The organism is Nocardioides sp. Z24_21, from assembly GCF_058134345.1.
The window spans coordinates 865,117-887,269 of the sequence record NZ_JBYTTH010000001.1 but is presented as its reverse complement, the minus strand read 5'-3'; the positions used below and the strand labels follow the sequence as shown (position 1 = coordinate 887,269).

General features: G+C 72.7%; 20 protein-coding genes and 1 tRNA gene. 10 read left to right on the top strand and 11 right to left on the bottom strand.

What is annotated here, in order from left to right:
- Position 1: 1 nt before the first annotated feature.
- Positions 2-1,054 (bottom strand): NYN domain-containing protein, encoded by a 1,053-nt coding sequence (locus AC3X7Z_RS04315; RefSeq protein ID WP_489975118.1) that lies wholly within the window; start codon positions 1,052-1,054, stop codon positions 2-4.
- Positions 1,055-1,108: 54 nt separating this feature from the next.
- Between AC3X7Z_RS04315 and AC3X7Z_RS04310 the strand changes: the two genes are divergently transcribed.
- From AC3X7Z_RS04310 to AC3X7Z_RS04300, 3 genes are read left to right on the top strand one after another with little or no spacing between them, the layout of a single operon-like run.
- Positions 1,109-2,461 carry a protoporphyrinogen/coproporphyrinogen oxidase gene (locus tag AC3X7Z_RS04310; RefSeq protein ID WP_241005205.1) on the top strand — a complete coding sequence of 451 codons (1,353 nt, stop codon included), beginning with the start codon at positions 1,109-1,111 and terminating at the stop codon, positions 2,459-2,461.
- Between the two features lie 4 nt (positions 2,462-2,465).
- On the top strand, positions 2,466-3,185 hold the full coding sequence (hemQ, locus tag AC3X7Z_RS04305; RefSeq protein WP_186339080.1) for a hydrogen peroxide-dependent heme synthase: 720 nt from the start codon (positions 2,466-2,468) through the stop codon (positions 3,183-3,185).
- A 38-nt stretch (positions 3,186-3,223) separates the two neighbouring features.
- Positions 3,224-4,069, top strand: coding sequence for a hypothetical protein (locus tag AC3X7Z_RS04300; RefSeq protein ID WP_489975117.1), 846 nt, complete (start codon positions 3,224-3,226; stop codon positions 4,067-4,069).
- A gap of 2 nt (positions 4,070-4,071) precedes the next feature.
- Here AC3X7Z_RS04300 and msrB read toward each other — a convergent pair whose 3' ends face one another.
- A complete protein-coding gene (gene msrB / locus AC3X7Z_RS04295) occupies positions 4,072-4,470 on the bottom strand; it encodes a peptide-methionine (R)-S-oxide reductase MsrB (RefSeq protein ID WP_489975116.1) in 399 nt (132 codons plus the stop codon).
- A gap of 51 nt (positions 4,471-4,521) precedes the next feature.
- On the opposite strand from msrB, the gene AC3X7Z_RS04290 reads away from it, so the two are divergent.
- Positions 4,522-5,604, top strand: a complete 1,083-nt coding sequence (locus tag AC3X7Z_RS04290) for a DNA polymerase domain-containing protein (RefSeq protein ID WP_489975115.1) — start codon at positions 4,522-4,524, stop codon at positions 5,602-5,604.
- A 6-nt stretch (positions 5,605-5,610) separates the two neighbouring features.
- On the opposite strand, the gene AC3X7Z_RS04285 is transcribed toward AC3X7Z_RS04290, so the two are convergent.
- Complete coding sequence (locus AC3X7Z_RS04285; protein ID WP_241005204.1) at positions 5,611-5,994, bottom strand: aromatic ring-opening dioxygenase LigA; 384 nt, start codon at positions 5,992-5,994, stop codon at positions 5,611-5,613.
- A 120-nt stretch (positions 5,995-6,114) separates the two neighbouring features.
- Complete coding sequence (locus AC3X7Z_RS04280; RefSeq protein WP_489975114.1) at positions 6,115-8,871, bottom strand: stealth conserved region 3 domain-containing protein; 2,757 nt, start codon at positions 8,869-8,871, stop codon at positions 6,115-6,117.
- A gap of 107 nt (positions 8,872-8,978) precedes the next feature.
- On the opposite strand from AC3X7Z_RS04280, the gene AC3X7Z_RS04275 reads away from it, so the two are divergent.
- Complete coding sequence (locus AC3X7Z_RS04275; protein ID WP_489975113.1) at positions 8,979-10,121, top strand: sulfotransferase family protein; 1,143 nt, start codon at positions 8,979-8,981, stop codon at positions 10,119-10,121.
- A 212-nt stretch (positions 10,122-10,333) separates the two neighbouring features.
- Here the strand turns inward: AC3X7Z_RS04275 and AC3X7Z_RS04270 are convergent, their stop codons facing one another.
- Genes AC3X7Z_RS04270 through AC3X7Z_RS04245 form a run of 6 tightly spaced genes read right to left on the bottom strand, consistent with a single transcriptional unit; the run spans position 10,334 to position 15,545 of the window.
- Positions 10,334-10,924 carry a hypothetical protein gene (locus tag AC3X7Z_RS04270; protein WP_489975112.1) on the bottom strand — a complete coding sequence of 197 codons (591 nt, stop codon included), beginning with the start codon at positions 10,922-10,924 and terminating at the stop codon, positions 10,334-10,336.
- On the bottom strand, positions 10,921-12,042 hold the full coding sequence (locus AC3X7Z_RS04265) for an ATP-dependent DNA ligase (RefSeq protein WP_489975111.1): 1,122 nt from the start codon (positions 12,040-12,042) through the stop codon (positions 10,921-10,923). The genes AC3X7Z_RS04270 and AC3X7Z_RS04265 overlap by 4 nt, the downstream gene beginning before the upstream one ends.
- Positions 12,043-12,079: 37 nt before the next feature.
- A complete protein-coding gene (locus tag AC3X7Z_RS04260) occupies positions 12,080-12,778 on the bottom strand; it encodes an ABC transporter permease (protein WP_489975110.1) in 699 nt (232 codons plus the stop codon).
- Between the two features lie 13 nt (positions 12,779-12,791).
- On the bottom strand, positions 12,792-13,703 hold the full coding sequence (locus tag AC3X7Z_RS04255) for an ABC transporter ATP-binding protein (protein WP_186339070.1): 912 nt from the start codon (positions 13,701-13,703) through the stop codon (positions 12,792-12,794).
- Complete coding sequence (locus AC3X7Z_RS04250; protein WP_186339069.1) at positions 13,700-14,593, bottom strand: diguanylate cyclase family protein; 894 nt, start codon at positions 14,591-14,593, stop codon at positions 13,700-13,702. Before AC3X7Z_RS04250 ends, AC3X7Z_RS04255 begins: the two co-directional genes overlap by 4 nt.
- Positions 14,586-15,545, bottom strand: coding sequence for an ABC transporter ATP-binding protein (locus AC3X7Z_RS04245; RefSeq protein WP_241005203.1), 960 nt, complete (start codon positions 15,543-15,545; stop codon positions 14,586-14,588). Before AC3X7Z_RS04245 ends, AC3X7Z_RS04250 begins: the two co-directional genes overlap by 8 nt.
- A gap of 172 nt (positions 15,546-15,717) precedes the next feature.
- On the opposite strand from AC3X7Z_RS04245, the gene AC3X7Z_RS04240 reads away from it, so the two are divergent.
- Positions 15,718-15,796 (top strand) — tRNA-Gln (locus AC3X7Z_RS04240).
- 47 nt (positions 15,797-15,843) lie between these two features.
- Positions 15,844-16,437 carry a uridine kinase family protein gene (locus AC3X7Z_RS04235; RefSeq protein ID WP_489975109.1) on the top strand — a complete coding sequence of 198 codons (594 nt, stop codon included), beginning with the start codon at positions 15,844-15,846 and terminating at the stop codon, positions 16,435-16,437.
- On the opposite strand, the gene AC3X7Z_RS04230 is transcribed toward AC3X7Z_RS04235, so the two are convergent.
- Positions 16,434-17,924 carry a DUF4389 domain-containing protein gene (locus AC3X7Z_RS04230; RefSeq protein ID WP_489975108.1) on the bottom strand — a complete coding sequence of 497 codons (1,491 nt, stop codon included), beginning with the start codon at positions 17,922-17,924 and terminating at the stop codon, positions 16,434-16,436. The genes AC3X7Z_RS04235 and AC3X7Z_RS04230 overlap by 4 nt on opposite strands.
- Before the next feature lie 197 nt (positions 17,925-18,121).
- Here AC3X7Z_RS04230 and AC3X7Z_RS04225 point away from each other — a divergent pair, with 197 nt between their 5' ends.
- From AC3X7Z_RS04225 to AC3X7Z_RS04215, 3 genes are all read left to right on the top strand, one after another.
- Positions 18,122-19,522 carry a glycosyltransferase gene (locus tag AC3X7Z_RS04225; RefSeq protein ID WP_489975107.1) on the top strand — a complete coding sequence of 467 codons (1,401 nt, stop codon included), beginning with the start codon at positions 18,122-18,124 and terminating at the stop codon, positions 19,520-19,522.
- Positions 19,523-19,567: 45 nt separating this feature from the next.
- Complete coding sequence (gene glmU / locus AC3X7Z_RS04220) at positions 19,568-21,004, top strand: bifunctional UDP-N-acetylglucosamine diphosphorylase/glucosamine-1-phosphate N-acetyltransferase GlmU (protein ID WP_489975106.1); 1,437 nt, start codon at positions 19,568-19,570, stop codon at positions 21,002-21,004.
- A 109-nt stretch (positions 21,005-21,113) separates the two neighbouring features.
- Positions 21,114-22,085 carry a ribose-phosphate diphosphokinase gene (locus tag AC3X7Z_RS04215; protein ID WP_489975105.1) on the top strand — a complete coding sequence of 324 codons (972 nt, stop codon included), beginning with the start codon at positions 21,114-21,116 and terminating at the stop codon, positions 22,083-22,085.
- Positions 22,086-22,153: the final 68 nt, after the last annotated feature.

The following is a 22,153-nucleotide window of genomic DNA, read 5'->3' as shown; positions in this document are numbered from 1 at the left end:
GTCAGGACCGCTTCGCCGACGCCCTCCGCGTGGTCGTCCTCACCGTCGCCTTCACGGTGGGGGTCTCGGGCTCCCTCTCCGCCGCCTTCTCAGGAGCCTTCTCGGCGGCCTTCTCGGCGGCCTTCTCGGCGGCCTTCTCGGCGGCCTTCTCAGCGGCCTTCTCGCTCGTCGGCGCCGCCGCCGACTTCTTCGCCGCCGACTTCTTCGCCGCCGACTTCTTCGCCGCCGACCTCCGGCCGACCGGCTTCTGGGCCGTCTTCTGGGCCGTCTTCTGCGTCGTCTTCTGCGTCGTCTTCTGCGTCGCCGGCTTGTGGCCCTTGAGCCGGACCAGCATCGCGTTGCCCGTGCCCGAGGTCTCCAGATAGGGCTGAGCGGTGACGAGGGTGCTCAACCTCGCCCCGGGACCGGCGAAGTTGCGCGCGTCGAACGACGGGTGGGTGCGGATCAGCTGGTTGCCCAGCGCCGGCAGCAGCGCCCAGCCGTCGTCGTCGGAGACGGCGTTGACCGCCCGGGTGAGCGCGCTCTGCAGGTTGATCGAGGGGGTGGTCGCCCCGGCCGTGTCGTCGGTGTCGGCATCGACGGCGGTGTCGTCGTCGCTGTCGTCCGTCTGGTCGGCGACGACGGCCAGGTCGATGAACTTGTCGCACGCGTTGCGCAGCGACTCCGGAGCCTTGCTCTCGCCGAGCACGTAGACCCACTTGCCCGACTCGCGGAGGCGGTGGGCGAGGCTGGTGAAGTCGCTGTCGCTGGTGACCAGCGCGAACGCCTCCACGTTGCCGTCGTAGAGCAGGTCCATCGCGTCGATCACGAGCGCGAGGTCGGTCGAGTTCTTCCCCGACGTGTAGGCGTTCTGGTGCATCGCCCGCAGGCCGAGGCTGTTGAGCTTGCGCGACCACTGCGTGAGGTGGGCGTTGGTCCAGTCGCCGTAGACCCGCCGGATCGTGGGGTTGCCGTACTTGGCGACCTCGCTGAGCACCTCGTTGGCGTAGGACGGCCGCGTGTTGTCGGCGTCGATCATCACGGCGATCCGGTCGGCTGCTGGGGAGGAGTCCATGCCCGCAGCCTAGGTCCCCGCACGGGCGGGGGAGCGCTCTGGCAGGCTGGAGGCGTGAGGCGTGACGCTGTGGTGGTGGGTGGCGGGATCGCCGGGCTGGTGGCCGCGCGAGGGCTCGCCGCCACCGGACGCGACGTGTTGCTCCTCGAGGGCTCGCCGCAGGTCGGCGGCAAGCTGCGGACCGGCGAGGTGGCCGGGCTGCGGGTCGACGTCGGTGCCGAGGCGATGCTCGCCCGCCGTCTCGAGGGGCTCGCGCTCGCAGAGGAGGTCGGCGCGCAGGTCGTGCACCCGACGCCGGCGACGTCGGCGGTCTGGTCGCGCGGGGCCCTGCGCACCATGCCCCGCTCGCTGATGGGTGTCCCGTTCGACCTCGACCAGCTCGCGGCCAGCGGGGTCCTCAGCCCCGAGGGGCTGGCCCGGGCGAGCGCCGAGGCCGACGTCCCCGTCACCTCCGACGACGTCTCCGTGGGCGACCTGGTGGCCGCCCGCCTCGGCGACGAGCTCGTCGACCGGCTCGTCGAGCCGCTCCTCGGCGGGGTCTACGCCGGCCACGCGCGCCGCATCTCCGCGGCCGCCGCCGTGCCCCAGCTGCTCGCGATGGCCCGCCGCGGCCGCCTGCTCGACCAGGCCGCCTCGGTGCCCGCCTCCGTCGCGCCCGTCTTCGCGGCGCTGCCGGGCGGGATGGGCCGGCTGCCCGGCCTCGTCGTCGACGGCGGCCGCTTCGAGGCGCGCACCTCGGCCACCGTCCGCGCGCTGCAGCGCACGCCGACGGGCTGGGCGCTCACCGTCGGGCCCACCACGAGCGCCGAGACCGTCGAGGCCGACGCCGTCGTCCTGGCCACCCCGGCCGCGCCCACCGCCCGCCTGCTCGGCGACGTTCTCCCCGACGCCGCGGCGGAGCTGGGGACGATCGAGGCGGCCAGCGTCGCCGTGGTCACGCTGGCCTTCCGGTCCCGGGACGTGCCCGAGGCGCTCTTCGACCGCTCCGGCTTCCTCGTGCCGCCCGTCGAGCGCCGCGCGATCAAGGCCTCGACCTTCTCCTTCGCCAAGTGGGCGTGGGTGCGCGACCTCGACCCCGACGTGGTGGTGCTCCGCACCTCGCTCGGGCGCCACCGCCAGGAGGCCACCCTCCAGGCCGGCGACGGCGACCTCGTGCGGGTCTCCCTCGCCGACCTGGCGACGATCGCCGGCATCACCGCGCGCCCCGTCGACACCCACGTGCAGCGGTGGGGCGGCGCGCTGCCGCAGTACGCCGTCGGGCACCTCGACCGGGTGGCGCGGATCCGCGCCTCGGTGGCGGGGGCTCCGGGGCTGGCGGTGTGCGGGGCGGCGTACGACGGCGTCGGCATCCCCGCGGTGATCGGGTCGGCCCGGCAGGCCGTGGCCTCGGTCACACGGGCAGAATGAGGTCATGAGCACCGAGTCGACCGAGACGCAGACCAACGCCGCCCGCACGCGGGATCTCAACGACACGATCCGCTACACGATGTGGTCGGTCTTCAAGCTGCGCGACGTCCTGGGCGACGCCGACCGCGCGGCCGAGGCGACCGACGTCCAGGCCCTCTTCGAGGTGCTCGCCGAGCAGGACGTCGTGGTGCGCGGGCTCTACGACGTCAGCGGCCTGCGCGCCGACGCCGACCTGATGGTCTGGTGGCACGCCGCCGACTCCCAGCAGCTGCAGGGCGCCTACAACGCGTTCCGACGCACCTCCTTCGGCAGCCGCCTCGAGCCGGTGTGGTCGCAGATGGCGCTGCACCGTCCGGCGGAGTTCAACAAGTCGCACATCCCGGCGTTCCTCGCCGACGAGGAGCCGCGCGCGCACGTGTGCGTCTACCCGTTCGTGCGGTCCTACGAGTGGTACCTCCTCGAGGACTCCGAGCGTCGTCGCATGCTCTCCCAGCACGGCCAGCAGGCGCGCGGCTACGCCGACGTGCGGGCCAACACCGTCGCGTCCTTCGCGCTCGGCGACTACGAGTGGATGCTCGCCTTCGAGGCCGACGAGCTGCACCGGATCGTCGACCTGATGCGCGAGCTGCGCGCGTCCGACGCGCGTCGCCACGTGCGCGAGGAGGTGCCGTTCTACACCGGCGCCCGCGTGACGCCGGCCGAGCTGCTCGAGCGCCTGCCCTGAGCCCGGAACGGCCCGGGACGCAGTAGCGTCGGAGGATCATGAGGATCCTCACCGCTGCTGCCGTGCTGACCGTCCTGGGTGCCGCCACCGCCTGCTCGACCGAGGCCGAGATGCGGGCCGTCGACTCCGCCGGCTCGGGCGAGCCGTCCGCGTCGTCCGACGGGCCGCCGACGCCGGTGCCCGACGGGGAGGTGCGCACCCGCGGGCTGGTGACCGTGCTCGACTCCGGTGGCGGGCCCGAGCTCTGCCTGGGTGCGGTCGCCGAGTCCTACCCGCCGCAGTGCGGCGGCCCCACGCTGGAGGGCTTCGAGTGGGGTGACGTCGGTGCCGAGGAGGCCGGCGGGGTGACCTGGGGCCAGTACGCCGTCACCGGCACCTTCGACGGCACGACGTTCACCGTCACCGAGGCGACCCCGGCGGCGCTCTACGACCCGATGGGCGACGTCGAGGCCGGCGCCGGCGGCCTGGAGCCGGCCTGCGACGACGCCACCACGACCGACCCGGACAAGGCCACTCCCGAGGACATGGACGCCACCCTCGCCGCCGCTTCCGCGCTGCCGACGTACGCCAGCGCATGGCTGAGCAACGGCACGATCAGCGTCGCGGTCACCGGCGACGCCGCGGCCGCCGAGGCCGAGCTGCGCAAGACGTGGGGCGGGCTGCTCTGCGTGACCACCGTCGAGCGCACCGACGCCGACCTCAACACCATCAGCCAGGAGCTCCAGGCCGCGCTCGGCGAGCAGCTGCTGACCAGCGGCTCGACCGCGCCCGACTCGCTCGACGCGGACGTCGTCTTCGACGACGGCTCGATCCAGGCGTGGGCGGACGAGACCTATGGCGAGGGCCTGGTGACGGTCACCTCGGCGCTGCAGCAGGTCGACTGAGGCTACTTCTCCTCGTTGAGCGTGATGCTGATCGAGTTGATGCAGTAGCGGTCGCCGGTCGGCGTGCCGAAGCCGTCGGGGAAGACGTGACCCAGGTGCGAGCCGCAGGTCGCGCAGCGGACCTCGACGCGCTTCATGCCGTGGGAGTCGTCCTCGATGTACTCCACCGTGTCGGTCATCGGCTGGTAGAAGCTCGGCCACCCGCACCCGGAGTGGAACTTGGTGTCGCTGGTGAACAGCTCCGACCCGCAGGCCTTGCACGAGTAGGTGCCCTCGGTCTCGGTGTCGGTGTACTCGCCGGTGAACGCGCGCTCCGTGCCCGCCTGGCGCAGCACGGCGTACTCCTCGGGGGTGAGCTCCTCGCGCCACTGCTCGTCGGTCTTCTGCACGTCGTAGGCCATGCGGCGAGTCTACGGAGGCGATCCAGCCGGCGGCCCGGCTAGGGTCGGCCCATGGCGAAGGCGTCGGAGGCGTACGTCCGGGCGGGGGAGCGCGAGGTCAGGATCTCCTCGCCGGACCGGGTGATCTACGAGGCGACCGACCGCACGCCGGCGGTCACCAAGCTGATGGTCGCGGAGTACTTCACGAGCGTCGAGGAGGGCCTGATGCGGGCCCTGCGGGACCGGCCGACGGCGCTCGAGCGGTGGACGTCCGGCGTGCGGCCGGGCATGAAGCTGGCGACCGGACCCCAGGACCGCGATGCCGACGCGTTCTACCAGAAGCGGGTGCCCAAGGGCGCGCCCGACTACCTCGAGTCCGTCGCGATCACCTTCCCCTCCGGGCGCACGGCCGAGGAGATCTGTCCGACCGAGATCGCGGTGCCCGTCTGGTGCGCGCAGATGGGCGCGCTGACCTTCCACCCGTGGCCGGTGCGGCGCGACGACGTCGACCACCCCGACGAGCTGCGCATCGACCTCGACCCCCAGCCCGGCACGACCTTCGCCGACGCGGTGCGGGTCGCCGGGGTGGCCCGCGAGCTGCTCGCCGACCTCGGCATGACGGGCTACGCCAAGACCTCGGGCAACCGCGGCATCCACGTCTACGTCCGCATCGAGCCGCGGTGGGAGTTCGCCGAGGTGCGGCACGCCGCGATCGCGTTCGGCCGCGAGCTGGAGAAGCGCGACGACGGCGTGACCACCGCGTGGTGGAAGGAGGAGCGCGGCGAGCGGATCTTCGTCGACTTCAACCAGAACACGCGCGACCGCACCATCGCCTCGGCCTACTCGCTGCGTCCCCTGCCCGGCGCCCCGGTCTCCACGCCGCTGGCGTGGGACGAGCTGGCCTCACTCACCTCGCCGGCCGACCTCAACCTCTTCTCGGTGCCCTCGCGCCTCGCCGTCGACGGCGACCCGTGGGCGTCGATCGACGACGTGCACCACTCGCTCCAGCCGCTGCTCGAGCTGTGGGAGGAGCACCCGGTCGAGCTCAACTTCCCGCCCGACCACCCCAAGATGCCCGGCGAGCCGCCGCGGGTGCAGCCGTCGAAGAAGGTCGAGTCGCACTGGGACGCCGACGGCAACCGGATCGCCGACTGAGGGCGCTCACACCCTCTCTGCCGGGGCGCGGAGCGCGAGCCCGATGAGGGCCAGCACGATGCCGAGCACGAACGCCATCGCCGAGACCCCGAAGGCGACGACCGACGTGAACAAGGACGCCTGCAGGAACGCCGAGTCCATGGCGACCTCCCGGTTGGGGTCCTCGCGGTCGAGCTCGGCGTAGGTCTTGCCGCCCGTCATCTCCAGGGTGTGCTTGTCGATGACGTCGGCCTGGCAGTAGGCCGACAGGGGGCCGTTGACCCCGTCTCCCGCGGCACACGAGGCGTCGTCGGACACGGTGATCCTCTGGTCGGCCAACGTCGTGGAGACCACGATCCAGACCACGACCCCGGCGATCGCCATGACGACCCCGACCACGATGGATGTCAACGCTGCAACCTTGCGCATGAGCCTGCTCCCTCCTGCCCGGCCGGCGCGCGGCGCCGACGGCGCGTACGTCTGCACGCCCGTCCAGCGTGACCCCGGGGGAGACAGGGCGCAACCCGGTGGCTAGGACCTCTCCCACGGCGCGGGGATCGGGAAGTAGCGCTCCAGGAAGTCGTGCAGCAGCCCGTCGGCGCGCTCCTCGTCGAAGGCGGCGAGCAGGTTGTCGGCGATGCAGAAGAAGTCGCGGTCGCGCTTGAGCATCTGGCCGAGCTGGGCCGGGAGCTGTTGGTGGCCCAGGTCGACGTAGCCGTGGCGGGCGCCGGCCCGGTACGCCTGGCCGGTGATCAGGCCGTAGCTCTGGGCGAAGGACGACAGCAGCGAGAGGTCGCTCGCCGAGCGGAACGGAGCGTGCGTGGTGCGCTCGACCTCGTCGGGGAAGCGGGCCGCGATCTCCTCCAGCGTCGTACGCCGCTGCGGGTGCGGGCTGTGCATCATCGTGTGCGTCAGCGCCACCCCGAAGGCGTCGGCGAGCACGCGACGGTTGTTGTGCGCCGCCGAGAGGTAGGGCCGGTCGTCGGTGCCGGGGAGGCCGACGGCGCGGTGGTCGGCGACGAACGCGGCGTACTGGCCGCCAGGGGAGAAGAAGTGCTCGGGGCGCCGCGGGCGGCCCAGGAAGACGTCGTCGTTGACGTAGACGAAGTGGTCGGCGAGGTCGGCCACGGCGTGGAGGCGGGTCTCGATCGCGTGCGAGCTGAACGTCGGCAGTGCCGACGCGGGCAGGATCTCGCGGTGGTCGACGACCCGCACCCGGTCGTGACCCGTGTCGAGCCACGACGGCACCTGCCCGGCGGTCACGAGGTGGATGCGCCGCACCCACGGCGCGAAGAGGTGGATGCTGCGCATCGAGTAGCGCAGCTCGTCGCGGCTGCGGTAGCGCGACGCGCCACCGGCGCGGGCGCTCGGGGTGCCGCCGAGCTCGCGGATCCGCTCGTCGCGGGCGGCGAGCCAGGCCTCGTCGTCGCCGTCGACCCAGGTGTAGACGACGTCGACGTCGAAGCGGCAGTCGTCGACGGTGGGCAGCGCCATCACCTCGAGCGTCGGCACCTCAACGCCCTCGACGGTCGTCGTGGTGCGCGGGGTGCCGGCCGGCACGCGGTCGCCGTAGCGGTTGGGTCCGGGTGCGAGCAGGTCGCCGTCGGGCGCCTCCTCCCAGAACTGCACGCCGACCTCGACGCCCTCGGCCAGGAGTCCGTCGTGGCCGCCGCGCATCGGCCACGGCTCGAGGAACAGCGTGGCGGTGCGGGTGCGGGCGAGCTCGTCGGCCATGACCGCGACCGTGCCCCGGCGCTCGGGCCAGCCGCGCTCGGCCGGGTCGCGCACCGACAGCCAGTCGGGCAACGACCCCGCGGCCAAGGCGGCGAGGAACGCGCCGCGCCGCGAGGACGGGACGACGACCACCGGGTGGGGATCGAGGCCGCGCGCCGGCACCACGAACCAGCCCTCGCCGGCGGCGTCCGCGGCCGCGGTCAGCGCCCGCAGCGCCGTCGTACGCGCCTGCGCGGGGGTGACGCCGGCCGCGCCCGAGGTCTCGGGGAGGTCGCCGAGCGGGCCGGGTCGCAGGCCGTGCAGCACCCGTCGCGGTGCCAGCGGGTCGGCGCGGCGGGCGACGGCGGTGCGGAACGTCTCGACCCACCGGCGTGCCAGCACCTGCCCGTCCCAGGAGCGCGAGCGCTCGAGGGCGGCGGCGCCGAGTCGGCCGCGGAGGTCGTCGTCGGCGGCGATCCGCAGCATGGCGGCAGCCAGCGCGGCCTTGGAGGCCGGCGGCACGAGGAGTCCGTCGACGTCGTGGGTGATCATCTCGCGCGGGCCCGACGGGCAGTCGTAGGTCACGGGGGGCACCCCGGCCGACATCGCCTCCTGCAGGACGAGCGGGTAGCCCTCCCCGCGCGAGGCGAGCACGGCCACGCTGGCCCGCGCCCACTCGGCGGCGAGGTCGTCGGTCGAGCCGGGCAGGCGTACGCGGTCCTCGAGGCCGAGCTTGCGCACCTGGGCGGCGAGGTTGTCCGCGCGCGGCCCGTCGCCCCAGATGGTGAGGGTCCAGCCCGGCAGCTGCTCGTGGACGCGCCAGAAGGCGTCGACGACGTGCTCGAACTGCTTCTCCGGCGCGAGCCGGCCGGCGGTGACGAACGTCCCCTGGTCGAGCGGGGAGCGGGGCTGGGGGTGTGCGGGGAGCGGGTTGGGGATCACCTGCAGCTCGGGCGCGGCCCCGCCGAGCCGGCCGGCGAGCCAGCGCGACATCGACTCGGTCAGGGAGACGACCACGTCGGCGCGCGGGGCGAACTGCAGCAGCGCGCCGAGGTCGTTGACCCGGCTCGACGACGCCCGGTGCTCCTGGTGCACCAGCGCCACGTCGGCGGGCGCGAGCTGGGCCACCGCGGCCAGCAGCTCGGGGGTCGTGGTGACGAGGACGTCGGCGTCGATGCCGGCAAGCGCCTCACGCATCGTGGCGTCGGTCAGGGCGTTGTAGAGCGCGTCCCAGCTGCGGGGCACGATCGTCGACTCGCGCTGGGCCAGCTCGGCGGGGTGGTCGCCGGAGACGGCGACCGGGCGCTCGGGGCGTACGTCGACGAGGTAGGTGACCTCGAGCCCGTCGACCAGCGGATAGTGGGTCGCGTCGCCGCTGCGCGTGACGCTCAGGATGCGGACCCGGTGGCCCTCGCCGAGGCTCAGGAGGGCGTTGGCCTGCTCGATGCCGGAGCGGGCGGTGCCGCCCATGCCGTCGGCGTTGAAGAGGACGTAGACGACGTCGAGCGGGCCGTCGCGGCGCGCGCGGCGCATCGCGGAGCGCACCTTGCCGCCGAGCCTGTCGGTGAGTGCCACGTGTCGTCAGTCCCGTTCTCGAGGTGGGCGGCGGAGGGTCGCGACGATCCTAGAGGCCGCCCCGGTGGGCGGGCAGGGAGCGTGCGTCCGGCCGATAGGGTGACGCCATGCCGACGTCCCCTGTCCAGCCGGACGCCCTCTCGCACGCGCAGCCCGACACGCAGCCGGGCACCCCGCTGGTGCTGGTCTCCGGGTCCGGTCGCAGCGGCACGAGCTCGCTCGCCGGCACGCTGAAGCGGCTGGGCCTCCACGTGCCGCAGCCCGAGGTGGAGGCGTCCGAGACCAACCCGCGCGGGTTCTACGAGCCGCAGTGGGTCATCGACTTCCACAAGCGGCACCTCAAGGAGCTCGCGCTCTTCAACATCGACAGCCGCCCCGCGGCCGTCGACATCGTCGCCCGCTACGTCGAGACCGGCGTCCCGACCGGCGAGCTGCACGAGTGGCTCGCCGGCCAGCTCGCCGAGCGCCAGCCCGGCGACCAGGTCGTGGTGAAGGACCCCCACGCGTTCTGGTTCGCGCAGGTGTGGGAGGTCGTCAGCGCCGAGCTCGGCGCCGACCTGCGCTGGCTCACCGCGCTGCGGCACCCGGCCGAGGTGGTCGGCTCGCGCGACATCGCCTACCTCTCCAGCCAGCCCGACGAGCTGCGGCTGACCAAGGAGACGTCCAACGTCGCCGGGTGGGTGCACGCCGCGCTGCTCACCGAGCAGGCCGGCCGCGGCTCCAAGCGGGCGTTCGTGAAGTACGTCGACCTGCTGACCGACTGGCGCGCGGCGCTCGCGCCGGTGCAGCAGCAGCTCGAGCTCGCCTTCGACACCGACCTGTCGGCGCCCGCCTCCGAGCGCGAGCACCACCCGGTCGACGACTTCATCGAGCCGTCGATGCGCAAGTCGCAGCTCACCTGGGACGACGTGCGCACCCCCGACTGGCTGCGCGACATGGCCGAGGAGGTCTGGCAGCTGCTCGGCGTGCTCACCACCACCCCGCACGACCCCGACACGCTGGCCGCGCTCGACACGATCCACGCCGACTACAACGCCCGCTACGCCGACGCCGTCGCACTCACGTTCGACCACACCAAGGCCGAGTCGACGCTCGCCGCGCGCCAGGCGCGCGAGGCCCAGCGGGCCACCGTGCAGCAGCTGCGACGCGACCTCGAGCAGGCCCGCCGCGGCCAGCAGGCAGTCGTCGGCGGCCGCGAGGCGGCCGCCATCCTGCGCCGCGCCGTCGTACGCCGCGTCACCCGCCGCTGAAGGTCGAGGCGGCGCGTTCTGACAGCGGTTGGAGGTCGAGGCGGCGCGTTCTGACAACGGTAGGAGGTCGAGGCGGCGCGTTCTGACAACGGGAAGCCGTCGAGTCGGCCTGTCCTGACGGGCGTCTCGTCAGGATGCGCCGACTCGACGCTGTTTGGGTGTCAGGATGCGCCGACTCGACGTTGTTCGGGGGTCAGGATGCGCCGACTCGGCTAGAGGCCGCTGACGCCCTCGCCGGAGCCGGAGGACTGCTCGTCGAAGTTCTCGTGCTCGATGAGGTGGAGGACGGGTACGCCGAGCTTGCGGCGGGCGCGGGAGGTCCAGTCGACGTGGAAGAACTCGGCCACCACGTGGGGGCGGGTCAAGATGATGGCCTCCCGCGCGTCGACGGAGCGGACCAGCGCGGCGAGCGCGTCGACCGGCGGCTCGGAGGTGATCTTGCCGTGGGCGGTGCCGCCGGCGTCGCGCAGCGCCACGAGGGTCTGCTGGAGGTCGGAGGACGACTGCTCCTCGCACTCGCGGCGCAGCGCCTCGATGTCGACGTCGTTCATCGCCAGGGCCGGCGCGGCCATCAGGTCGCCCGCGCCGAGCGTGCCCAGCGAGGCCTCGATGCGCGCCGCGGCGTCCTCGAGCGGCAGCAGCACGTGGTAGACGACGGGGTCCTCGATCTCGGCGTGGAGCGACCGCACGCGCTTCGCGTCGCCCGGCGTGATCGCCTGCTCGACGAGGAGCACGACGTCGTAGCTGCCCCTGCCGTCGTGGATCGAGTCGTCGGTGGTGGGGTGGTCGGTGTGCTCGGTCATGACTCGCCTCCGGGTCGGGTGCTGAGGATCCTAGTGAGGTCGTAGCCGGCGGGCTCCTCGAGCTGGGAGTAGTCGCAGCTCTGGGGGTCGCGGTCGGGCCGCCACCTCACGAAGTGGGCGGTGTGGCGGAAGCGGCGGCCCTCCATGTGGTCGTACTTCACCTCCAGCACCCGCTCGGGTCGCAGGGCGGTGAAGCCGAGGTCCTTGCCGGCGCTCCACCGGCTCTGGGTGCCGGGGACGCGGTCGGGGTTGGCGGTGAGGAACTCGTTCCACCGGCCCCACGGGTGCTCGGCGATGTCGCACACGAGCGGCTGGAGCTCGTGCCACAGCTCGGCGCGCCGAGCGGCGGTGAAGCTGGCCGAGACGCCGATGTGCTGCAGCTCGCCGGCGTCGTCGTGGAGGCCGAGCAGCAGCGACCCGATCAGCGGCTGCTCCGGCGTGGACGTCTTGTGCTCGCGGTAGCCGGCGAGGACGACGTCGGCGGTGCGCTCGTGCTTGATCTTGAGCATGGTGCGCTTGTTGGGCTCGTACGCCGCCCCGAGCGGCTTGGCGACCACGCCGTCGAGCCCCGCGCCCTCGAACTCTTCGAACCACCGCTCGGCCTCGCCGGGGTCCTCGGTGGTGCGGGTGAGGAAGCACGGCCCGGTGCCGTCGAGGTCGCCGAGCGCCTCCACGAGGGCGGCGCGGCGCTCGGCGAACGGCCGATGCACGTACGACTCGTCGCCGAGCGCGAGCAGGTCGAAGGCGACGAAGCCGGCGGGCGTCTCGACGGCGAGCTTGTCGACCCGGCTCGCGGCGGGGTGGATGCGCTCCTGCAGGGCCTCGAACTCCAACCGCCAGCCTCCGGCGCCCTCGAGTCCGACGAAGATCTCGCCGTCGAGCACGACGCGCTCGGGCAGCTGACGGCGCACGGCCTCCACGAGCTCGGGGAAGTAGCGCGTGAGCGGCTTGGTGTTGCGGCTGGCGAGCTCGACCTCGTCGCGGTCCTTGAAGACCAGGCAGCGGAATCCGTCCCACTTGGGCTCGAAGCTCAGGCCGCCGTGCTTGGCCGGGTCGGGCACGCCGCTCACGCTCTTGGCGAGCATCGGCTGCACCGGCGGCATCACGGGGAGGTCCACACAGCGAGCCTAGTGGGACGCCGCCCGGCCGCGGCGGCTACTCGTCGCCGCTGATGGAGAACGAGCGGAGGCGGTCGCCGGCGAACCACACGCCGGCGGCGGTCACCACCACGCTGGCGATGATCGCGTAGGGCAGGTTGGCCGGGTCGGGCAGCTCGGAGGAGATCTCGTGCCCGATGCGCAGGCCCCACTGGCCGATGCTGAGCCAGGCGATGCCGCTGAACAGGTTGCCCAGCAGGCTCTCCCAGATCAGCACGAACATCAGCGACGCGATGACGGCGTGCCGGGTCACCGCGGAGATCGCGAGGAAGAGCGCGGAGTACGCCGTCCCGGCGACGGCCGCAGCGACGAACAGCGCGAGCGCCCGGGTGCTGTCGCCGGTGATGAGCGCGGCGACCAGGATCGGCAGCGCCCCGGCCGTCAAGGTGGCGCCGAGCGCGACGATCCACTTGCTGAACGCGACGCCGTGACGGTTCACCGGCTTGGCGAGGAGGTAGACGATCGAGCCGTCGTCGACCTCCGGGCCGAGCACCGAGGAGGAGGCCAGGATCGCGACGAGGGGCAGCACGAGCGGGTAGCCGAGGTTGGGCAGGATCTGGTAGGCGGCGTCGCCGTCGACGAGTGCGGTCACCAGCACGACGAGCCCGATCAGCAGGATCGGGAACGCGAGCAGGAGGTAGAAGCGGCGGCGCCCCAGCAGCGCCTGCAGCGCGAGCTTGGCAATCGTCCCGTTCATGAGGGGTCCTTGATCATCGGGCCACCAGGTAGGCGAAGACGCTCTCCAGCGACTCGTCGCTGGGGGAGAGCTCGAACAGGGTCACGTCGTGCTGCCGGGCCAGGCCGGGCAGCTCCACCGCGAAGCTGCCCAGGTCGTCGACCTGGACGTCGAGGTGGTCGTCGCCGAGGCGCACCGCGCGCACCGACTCCTGCGCCATCAGCGCGGCGGCGAGGGTGCGGTTGTCGCTCGACTGGACGGCGTAGCGCACCGGCCGGTCGACCATCAGCCGGCGGATCGCGCCGAAGTCGCCGGATGCGGCGTGCCGGCCGGAGACGACGACCTCGATGTGCCGGGCGAGCCGCTCGACCTCCTCGAGGATGTGCGAGCTGAAGAGGACGGTGCGGCCCTCGTCGCCGAGGCGACGCAGCAGCTCCATGAGGTGCATCCGCTGCCGCGGGTCGACGCCGTTGAACGGCTCGTCGAGCAGCAGCACGGCCGGGTCGTGGACGAGCGCCGCGGCGATCTTGATGCGCTGCCGCATGCCCTTGGAGTAGGTGTCGAGGCGCCGGCTCGCCGGCTCGACCATGTCGACGACCTCGAGGATGCGCTCGGTGGCGCCGCCCGGGTCGGGGATCCGGTGGAGGTCGGCGTTGGCCCGGACGAACTGGCGTCCGGTGAGGTAGCCGAAGCTGAGCTCGCGCTCGGGGACCAGGCCGATATGCCGGTAGGTCTCGGTGTTGCGCCACACCGGCCGGCCGTCGAGGGTGACGCGGCCCGCAGACGGGGCGAGGAAGCCCGACATCATCGCCATCAGCGTGGTCTTGCCGGCACCGTTGGGGCCGAGCAGGCCCGTCACGCCGGGGCCGATGGACAGCGACACGTCGTTGACCGCGACCACGTTGCCGAACCAGCGCGAGGCCGACTCGAGGACCAGGGTGCTCATCGCGAGCCCACCTTCCGGAAGCGCGCGACCAGCCCGAGCAGGCAGGCGGCGACGAGCAGCACGGCCACGATGGCGTACGCCGGGACCCAGGCGCCGGTGACGTCGACCGGCGTCTCGACGCCGGCGTCCCACGCGTTGGCCAGGCCGTTGACCAGCGACCACGGGGAGACCAGCCCGACGCCGACCGAGGCCGCCTCGCTGTCGCCCTCGTAGTAGGCGATGTTCTGCATCACTGTCACGATGCCGGTCAGCACGATCAGCGCCATCACCGAGCCGACGACGGCGAAGCCGCGGCGCAGGGAGATCGACGAGATCAGGCCGCTGACCCCGGCGATCATCATCGCCAGCAGGACCTGGAGCACGAGCGCCTTGAGGAGCGCCGTCGTCTGGTCGCTCTTGTCGAGCCCGGCGAGCATCGCGCCGGCGTAGAGCACGACGGTGGGGATCGCGGTGAAGAGCAGGACGGCGACGGTCAGGGAGAGCCACCGCACCAGCGCGAAGACCGCCGCGGGGAGCGGGCGGGCGAGGTAGAGCACGATCGAGCGGTGGCGCAGGTCGCGGGAGAACAGCACCGGCGCCTGGGAGGCGGCGAACAGGCTCACCAGCAGCTGCGTCTGGTTGGTGTAGTCGGCGTAGGACACCGGAAGGTCGCCCAGGCCGGTGAGGACCACCACGCCGACCACGATCGTGGCCGGCAGCAGCGACATCGCCAGCAACAGGAACGGCATCACCTTGGACTTGCCCGACCGGCCCAGCCCGTAGGCGTGGCGCAGTCCGGTGGCGAAGAGGGTGCGCGCGATGGCGGGGGTGCCCTCGCGCACGCCCTCGTAGTGGCGGTAGCCGAGGTCGTGGATGACGCCGGAGCGTCCCGGGCCGGAGGGCTCAGACACGGGTGCCTCCTTCGAGGAAGACGTCCTCGAGGTGGTGCCGGTCGGGCTGGAGCCGCATCAGGCCCAGGCCGAGGTCGGCGGCGACGTCGCGGACCAGGTCGTGGACGGCCGTGCCCTCGGCGAGCTCCGGCGGGGGCGGGTCGACCGCGACCATCGTGCCGCGCGGGCGGCAGGTGAGCCCGCGCTGGGCGAGGGCCTCACCGAGCCGGTCGCGCTCGCTCTCGGTGCCGACCACCTCGACCAGCAGGCTCCCGGTGCGCTCCAGGAACTCACCGGTGGCGCTGCTGCGCAGCAGGTGGCCGCCGTCGAGGACGATGACGTGGTCGCTGACCTGCTCGAGCTCGCCGAGCAGGTGGGACGTGACGAGGACGGCGATGCCGAAGTCGTTGCCGATGCGCCGCACCAGGCGCAGCATGTCGGTGCGTGCCGCCGGGTCGAGGCCGTTGGTGGGCTCGTCGAGGAAGACCAGCCGCGGGTCGTGGGCCAGTGCCTGGGCGAGCTTGGCGCGCTGCTTCATGCCCGTGGAGTAGCCGCCCATGGGCCGGTAGCGCTCCTCGTCGAGGCCCACGTGGCGCAGCACGTCGGCCGACCGCTCGCGGGCCGCGGAGGCGCCCAGTCCCGACATCCTCGCCATGTGCACGACGAAGTCGCTGGCGCTCACGTCGGGCGGCAGGCAGTCGTGCTCGGGCATGTAGCCCACGAGCCGCCTGATCTCCTGGCTGTCCTGCTCGATGTCGTGGCCGAGCACGTGGGCGTGGCCGCCCGTCGGCTCGAGCAGGCCGAGCAGGATCTTGATGAGCGTCGACTTGCCGGCGCCGTTGGCGCCGACCAGCCCGGTCACGCCCTCGCCGACGTCGACGGTGAGGTCGGTCAGCGCATGCACCGTCCCGTAGTGCTTGGTGAGGCCCGCGGTCGAGATGACCGGCGGGCGTCTGAGAATCTCCCCCGTCACGACGGCCACGCTAGCGGGCCGGGACCCCACGCCGCACCCGGACGGGCCGGGATCGGCGTGGAGGTCTCGTGAAGACCGCCCGAGGCGGGCCCTAGGCTTGGGCGCCTATCCCCGGTTGGTCTGCCGGGTCTCGGCAGTCCCGCCCGAGGCGGGCCCTAGGCTTGGGCGCCTATCCCCGGTTGGTCTGCCGGCAGGGCCCGCCTGACTTTGAATCAGGACTAGCGACGTAGGTTCGACTCCTACCCGGGGAGCGAAAATCGCTGGCGCCGCGGCCCGGCACCCCGGCAGGGTCGCGGTGATGCCCACCGCGACGACGTACGACGACCTGCTGGGCCGGGTGCGCGGCCTGGTGCCCGCCACGGGTCGGATCCCGGTCGTCGGCATCAGCGGTCACGGCGGCGCGGGCAAGTCGACGCTGGGGCTCCGGCTGGCCGCCGACCTCGGTCTGCGGGAGGCGCAGGTGGTGGCGACCGACTGGTGCAAGGCGGCCACGTGCGGCCGCGACGCCGGGATGTGGGAGCAGCACGACTGGGCGCTGGTCGAGTCGGTCGTGCACGACGCACGGCGGGGCCGCGAGCGGCTGAGGTTCGACTACCGCTGGTCGTCGGGGGAGACGGGCGTCGTGGACGAGCCGATGCCGGCCGTCCTGCTCGTGGAGGGCATCCGGCTGTTCGGCGACCGCACGCGCGACTGGTTCGACCTGGCCGTCTGGATCGACCTCGACCCCGCCACCGCCGGCGCCCGCGCGAAGGTGCGCAACGCCGCGCAGGGCGACGGCCGCGACGAGCTCGACCTCTGGGACACGAAGTGGATCCCGGAGGGGCACGCCTACGAGCGGGTGGAGCGGCCGGCGGAGCGCGCGGACGTGGTGATCGCCGCGGCTGGCCCCTAGGTCCTGTGGCGCCGCGGCCTCGCGGTGAGGACGCCGATGGCGACGAGCACGATCCCGACCAGCAGGACCAGCCCGGCGAGCACGAGCACCACTGCCGCCGATTCGTCGAGGCCGGGGACCTGGACGCCGGCGGCCACCCGGGCCGACACGCCGGCCGAGCCGTCCTCGTTCATCAGGACGACGGTCCAGTCCCCGTCGGCGAGCTTCCACGTGAGGGTCGCGTCGGCGCCGGTCGACTTCGCCTCCCAGAAGTCCTCCTGGCCGGGAGGCGACGCCGGAGCGTCCCCGCGCGTGGTGCGGAGGTGGGCGTCATCGTCGTGGACGTCGTCGAGCGTCGCGTGCTCCACCCCCGAGAGGTAGCGCCGCACGTCGGCCGTCGGGGCGACACCGACGAACAGCGGCGTGCCGGAGACCGACTCGGCGCTGATGCGCACCTCGCCGACCAGCCCGTCGGGCAGGTCTGACCCCACGTCTCCCATGTCGAGGCGGCCGTCCTGGGAGATGACCGCGTGGGTGGCGCTGTCCACGTCGATGCGCGGACTGGTGAGGAAGCCGTCGTCCTCGGCCAGCCCGACGGCGGCCACGATCAACGCGCCGGCCGCGAGAGTGAGGCTCATCAGGACCAGGAACGAGCCGACCACGACGGAGAGGACCTTGGCGACCGTCCAGCGCGACGGCGTCGTGGACGACGGTCGCGAGACGTGCGCCGGGCCCGGATCGGTCGAGGCGCCCGCGCCATCACGCGCGCCGGGTGCATCCACGACGGTGCTCTCGTGGCCGCCCATGTCGAGCCGGAAGGGCGGGTAGCGGTCCGTCATCAATGACGTGTAGGCCGACACCCGCATGACCCACCTGTTGAGGCCGAGGAGCAGGTCGAAGATCGACCGCGGATAGCGCCCGGTGAAGAGCAGGGCGACGGCGGCGATCAGCACGAGCGTGGTGATGAGGCCGAGGCCTGCCCAGACCGCATCGGTGGAGTCGTCCGCGCCGGCCACGGCGTAGGCCGCTGCACCCGTGAAGATGCCCACGACCAGGTAGTGCGGGAAGGCGAGCAGCCACCACTTCACGAGCACGAGTCCGCGCGAGAGCCGCTCGGGGTAGTCGATCTCGAGGTGCGCGGGGTAGTCGGGCACGTCGGCAAGCCGGAACGGCGGGTAGCGGTCGGTGCCCAGGACGTTGGTGGCGTAGTAGCCCACCCGCCAGTTCCAGCGCATGATGCCGACGTTGAGGTCGAAGATGGAGCGCGGGTAGCGGCCGGTGATGAGGATGGCGAAGAACGCGACGACGGTCAGCACCCCGAACGCGATCCACAAGAACGCCAGCACGATGAGGTGGGGGATCGCGAGCAGCCACTTGACCAGCCACAGGCCACGGCTGAGCTTGGGGTCGAGGTCGGCATCGACGTGGACGGGATAGGAGTGGACGGGATAGGACGGCACGGGAGAGGTGGGGACGGGAGGGCCGCCCTGCTCCGGCGAGGTGGTCATCGGGTCTCCTGCCGTTGGACGGTTCGGGGACACGGGTGGTGGTGGCTCGACGGCCCCGCGTCGGCCCCACCGTCTCGCCGCACCGGGGGCCAGCGACAGGGCCGGACGGCCCGTGCCGGCAGCGGGCCCGGACCCGGGACCCTTCCGGGAAGGCGCGCCCTGACCCACACTCGAGGCGAGACCTGAGGAGGCCTGTGATGAGCCACGCCCCGATGCCCCGCCCGCCCGAGCCCTCGACCGCCCGCGTCGTCGAGGTCCGGGTCGCCCCCGTCCCGCTCGATCGGCTGACCCCGCTGCTCGCGCCCGAGCGCGTGGGCGAGCTCGGGCGCCACGTCGCCGCGGTGCGCCGCCTGCTCGGCGGTCGCACCGTGTGGAACATCAACTCGACGGCGCGCGGCGGGGGCGTGGCGGAGATGCTGCACGGGCTGGTGGCGTACGCCGCCGGCGCCGGGCTCACCGTGCGGTGGCTCACCGTGGGTGGCGGTCCGGAGTTCTTCGCCGTCACCAAGCGCCTGCACAACCGGCTGCACGGCTCGCCCGGTGACGGGGGCGCGCTCGACGCCGCCGCGCGGGCGACGTACGACGCGACGCTTGCCGCGCAGGAGCAGCAGGTGCTCGACCTGGTGCAACCGGGCGACGTGGTGCTGCTCCACGACCCGCAGACCGCCGGGCTCGCGCAGGTGCTGCGCCGGAGGGGCGTCTGGGTCGTCTGGCGCTGCCACGTCGGGGTCGACGAGCACGACCAGTGGACCCGCGAGGCGTGGGCCTTCCTGCGTGACCTCGTCGAGCCGGCGCACGCCTGCGTCTTCTCGCGCGAGCAGTTCGCCCCCGACTGGGTCGACCGGCGCTGGATGCGCATCATCCCGCCGTCGCTCGACCCGTTCAGCCCCAAGAACGTCGGCCTCGGCGCTGAGGAGATCGACGCGCTGGTGCACCGCGAGGAGATGGTGGTCGAGGGTGGGCCGGTGCCGTCCCGCGACGCGCGGGTCGTGCTCCAGGTCAGCCGATGGGACCGGCTCAAGGACATGGGCGGCGTGCTGGACGCCTTCTCCCGGCACCTCGACGCGCTCCCGTCCGACGTGCACCTCGTGCTCGCCGGACCGGAGACGACCGGCGTGGCCGACGACCCGGAGGCGGTCGAGGTGCTCGCCGCGTGCCGCGAGCAGTGGCAATCGCTGCCGGCGGCGGCGCGTGAGCGCAGCCATCTCCTCTCGGTGCCGATGGACGACCTCGACGAGAACGCGCGCACCATCAACGCGCTGCAGCGGTGGGCGACCGTGGGGATCCAGAAGAGCCTCGCCGAGGGGTTCGGCCTGACCGTCACCGAGCCGATGTGGAAGGGCCGGCCCGTGGTGGCGTCCGCGGTCGGCGGCATCCGCGACCAGGTGGAGGACGGCGTGTGCGGCCTGCTGCTCGACGACCCGCGAGACGGCGAGGCGCTGGTCGGCGCCCTGGCCTCGCTGCTCGCCGACCCCGAACGGTGCGAGCGGATGGGGCGTGCTGCCCACCTGCGGGTGCGCGACCACTACCTGGCCGACCGCCACCTCATCCAGTACGCCGAGCTGTTCGGGGAGCTGCTCGAGGCGGGCGAGGCGTAGGCGGCGGTTTCCCGGGGTGGCCGCGAGCGGTGACAGACTGCGGGCATGGACAACCTCACCGTCATCGTCCTCGCCGCCGGCGGCGGCACCCGCATGAAGTCGAAGACCATGAAGGTGCTGCACCCGATCGGAGGCCGCTCGATGATCGGCCACGTCCTGCACGCGGTGCAGGCGGTGGAGCCGACCGAGGTCGTCGCGGTCGTCGGCCACCAGCGTGAGCAGGTCGGGCCGCACATCACCGCGCTGCTGCCCTCGGCGGTGCTGGCCGTGCAGGAGACGCAGGAGGGCACCGGGCACGCCGTCCGGGTCGCGATGGACGCGCTCGGCACCACCTCGGGCACGGTCATCGTCGCGGCCGGCGACACCCCGCTGCTGGAGGGTGACACGCTCCGGGCGTTCGCCGAGGAGCATCACGCCGCCCAGCGCGCGGTCAGCATCCTGAGCGGCCTGGTCGCCGACCCCTTCGGCTACGGACGCATCGTGCGCAACGACGAGGGCGACGTCGAGGCGATCGTGGAGGAGAAGGACGCGACGCCCGAGCAGCGCGAGATCCGCGAGGTCAGCTCCGGGATCCTGGCCTTCGACGCGGAGTTCCTGCTGTCGGCGCTGGAGCGGATCACCAACGACAACGCCAAGGGCGAGTACTACCTCACCGACGCCGTGGCCATCGCGCGCGAGGACGGGCTCACCGTCGGCGCCCACCTCATCGCCGACGTCGCGCAGACCGCGGGCGCCAACGACCGCGCCCAGCTGGCCGACCTCGGCCGCGAGCTCAACCGTCGCATCGTCACCCGCTGGATGAAGGAGGGCGTCAGTGTCATGGACCCCGCGACGACGTGGATCGAGGCCGACGTGGTGATCGAGCCGGACGTCACGATCCTGCCCGGCACCCAGCTCCTCGGCGCGACGGTGGTCCGCGAGGACGCGGTGGTCGGCCCCGACACGACGCTCAAGGACTGCGAGATCGGCGCCGGGGCGCGCGTCGTACGCGCCCACGGCGAGCTCGCGATCGTCGAGGACCGCGCCACGGTCGGTCCGTTCGCCTACCTGCGACCCGGCACGCGGCTCGGGATCGGCGGCAAGATCGGCGCGTTCGTGGAGGCCAAGAACGCCTCCATCGGCGACGGGGCCAAGGTGCCGCACCTGTCCTACGTCGGCGACGCCGAGATCGGCGAGGGGACCAACATCGGGGCCGGCACGATCTTCGCCAACTACGACGGTGTGGCCAAGCACCGCACGGTCATCGGCCGCCACGCCCGGACCGGCTCCAACAACACCTTCGTCGCGCCGGTCGAGGTCGGCGACGGCGCGGGCACCGCGGGCGGCACGGTCGTACGCAACGACGTGCCGCCGGGGGCGCTGGCGGTCAGCAGCGGCCAGCAGCGCAATCTCGAGGGCTGGGCCGAGGCCAAGCGCGCGGGCACGGCCCAGGCCGAGGCCGCCCGCACCGCTCGCGAGCGGCTCGAGCAGCCCGAGGAGTGACCCCGGGGTTGGTGGTGGGACGGATGTGGGTCAGACTTGACCAGCACCTCCGAACGAGCCTTCCCCCGAGGCCGACCAGGACAGCGAGGAGTCGCGTCGCGTGACCGGAATGAAGCGGACCACCGAGAAGAACCTCATGGTCTTCAGCGGCCGGGCGCACCCCGACCTCGCACACGAGGTCGCCGACCTCCTCGAGACCGGGCTCGTCCCGCAGAGTGCCTACGAGTTCGCCAACGGCGAGCTCTACGTGCGCTACGAGGAGTCCGTGCGGGGGTGCCACGCCTTCGTGATCCAGAGCCACACCGCTCCGATCAACGAGTGGATCATGGAGCACCTGATCATGGTCGACGCGCTCAAGCGCGCCTCGGCCAAGCGGATCACCGTGGTGATGCCCTTCTACGGCTATGCCCGTCAGGACAAGAAGCACCGCGGCCGTGAGCCGATCTCGGCGCGACTGGTCGCCGACCTGTTCAAGACCGCCGGCGCCGACCGGCTGATCACCGTCGACCTGCACGCCGACCAGATCCAGGGCTTCTTCGACGGCCCCGTCGACCACCTGATGGCGCTGCCGATCCTCACCGACTACGTCAAGGAGAAGTACGGCGACCAGCAGCTCGCCGTGGTCTCCCCGGACGCCGGCCGGATCAAGGTCGCCGAGCGGTGGTCGGCGCGCCTGGGCGGGGCGCCGCTGGCGTTCATCCACAAGTCGCGCCGCATCGACGTCGCCAACGAGGTCGTCGCCAACCGCGTCGTCGGCGAGGTCAAGGACAAGATCTGCGTCCTGACCGACGACATGATCGACACCGGCGGCACGATCGTGAAGGCCGCCGAGGCGTGCATGGCCGAGGGCGCCGCCGGCGTGGTCATCGCCGCGACCCACCCGATCCTCTCCGACCCGGCGGTCGACCGGCTCAAGAACTGCTCGGCGATGGAGATCGTGGTCACCGACACCCTCCCCATCCCGTCCGAGAAGCAGTTCGACAAGCTGACCACGCTCTCGATCGCCCCGCTCATCGCCCGCGCCATCCGCGAGGTGTTCGAGGACGGGTCGGTCACGTCGATGTTCGACGGCCACGCCTGACCGACCGCGCCTGATCGATCGCGCCTGATCGATCGCGCCTGACCGACCGCGCGGCGGACCACCGCGCG

Excerpts from the sequence above, each read along its gene's own strand:
- AC3X7Z_RS04315 (WP_489975118.1), bottom strand. The coding sequence starts at position 1,054 with ATGGACTCCTCCCCAGCAGCCGACCGGATCGCCGTGATGATCGACGCC.
- hemQ (WP_186339080.1), top strand. The coding sequence starts at position 2,466 with ATGAGCACCGAGTCGACCGAGACGCAGACCAACGCCGCCCGCACGCGG.
- AC3X7Z_RS04300 (WP_489975117.1), top strand. The coding sequence starts at position 3,224 with ATGAGGATCCTCACCGCTGCTGCCGTGCTGACCGTCCTGGGTGCCGCC.
- msrB (WP_489975116.1), bottom strand. The coding sequence starts at position 4,470 with ATGGCCTACGACGTGCAGAAGACCGACGAGCAGTGGCGCGAGGAGCTC.
- AC3X7Z_RS04290 (WP_489975115.1), top strand. The coding sequence starts at position 4,522 with ATGGCGAAGGCGTCGGAGGCGTACGTCCGGGCGGGGGAGCGCGAGGTC.
- AC3X7Z_RS04275 (WP_489975113.1), top strand. The coding sequence starts at position 8,979 with ATGCCGACGTCCCCTGTCCAGCCGGACGCCCTCTCGCACGCGCAGCCC.
- AC3X7Z_RS04270 (WP_489975112.1), bottom strand. The coding sequence starts at position 10,924 with ATGACCGAGCACACCGACCACCCCACCACCGACGACTCGATCCACGAC.
- AC3X7Z_RS04260 (WP_489975110.1), bottom strand. The coding sequence starts at position 12,778 with ATGAACGGGACGATTGCCAAGCTCGCGCTGCAGGCGCTGCTGGGGCGC.
- AC3X7Z_RS04255 (WP_186339070.1), bottom strand. The coding sequence starts at position 13,703 with ATGAGCACCCTGGTCCTCGAGTCGGCCTCGCGCTGGTTCGGCAACGTG.
- AC3X7Z_RS04235 (WP_489975109.1), top strand. The coding sequence starts at position 15,844 with ATGCCCACCGCGACGACGTACGACGACCTGCTGGGCCGGGTGCGCGGC.
- AC3X7Z_RS04230 (WP_489975108.1), bottom strand. The coding sequence starts at position 17,924 with ATGACCACCTCGCCGGAGCAGGGCGGCCCTCCCGTCCCCACCTCTCCC.
- AC3X7Z_RS04225 (WP_489975107.1), top strand. The coding sequence starts at position 18,122 with ATGAGCCACGCCCCGATGCCCCGCCCGCCCGAGCCCTCGACCGCCCGC.
- glmU (WP_489975106.1), top strand. The coding sequence starts at position 19,568 with ATGGACAACCTCACCGTCATCGTCCTCGCCGCCGGCGGCGGCACCCGC.
- AC3X7Z_RS04215 (WP_489975105.1), top strand. The coding sequence starts at position 21,114 with ATGAAGCGGACCACCGAGAAGAACCTCATGGTCTTCAGCGGCCGGGCG.